This window comes from Brevibacterium rongguiense, from assembly GCF_009857845.1.
Taxonomy (GTDB): domain Bacteria; phylum Actinomycetota; class Actinomycetes; order Actinomycetales; family Brevibacteriaceae; genus Brevibacterium; species Brevibacterium rongguiense.
Genome location: NZ_WWEQ01000142.1, coordinates 1 through 392, shown reverse-complemented (window position 1 = coordinate 392; position 392 = coordinate 1). Strand labels below are relative to the sequence as shown.

At 61.2% G+C, this 392-nt stretch carries 1 pseudogene; it reads right to left on the bottom strand.

What is annotated here, in order from left to right:
• Positions 1 to 127: 127 nt before the first annotated feature.
• A pseudogene (locus GSY69_RS14840) lies at positions 128 to 392 on the bottom strand (hypothetical protein); the annotation flags it as partial.

The window sequence follows — 392 nt, the reverse complement described above, 5'->3', positions numbered from 1 at the left end:
AGCATGCTTCGGCGGCGCGCTTGTCGAGCACCATCCTGACGGCGTGCTCACGCAACTGCTGGTCGTACTTCTTGGGCATGATCCGATTCTCCTTCAGATGAGTCGGAACCAAACCCAGGGCGCTTCATTCGGTCTCGGAACTGTAAAAACGCGCGTAGGCCCAGCCCTCGGCAAGCGTGCGGTGAAACCGCTCGATCTTCCCATTGGGACTGACGCAAAAGGCCGATGCGAAGGGTGTTGCGCGCTTTGCGGTGTATGGCACGAAGGTGGTGTCATAGCGTCGAAGCAACACTCCCGGTCGGCGGGGGTCTGATCGGTGGAGTGTGCGGATGGCGCGGGTGGGGTTGTCGTTCAGTGACAGGTCGGAGATCTCGACGGCCTCGAAAGCGGGC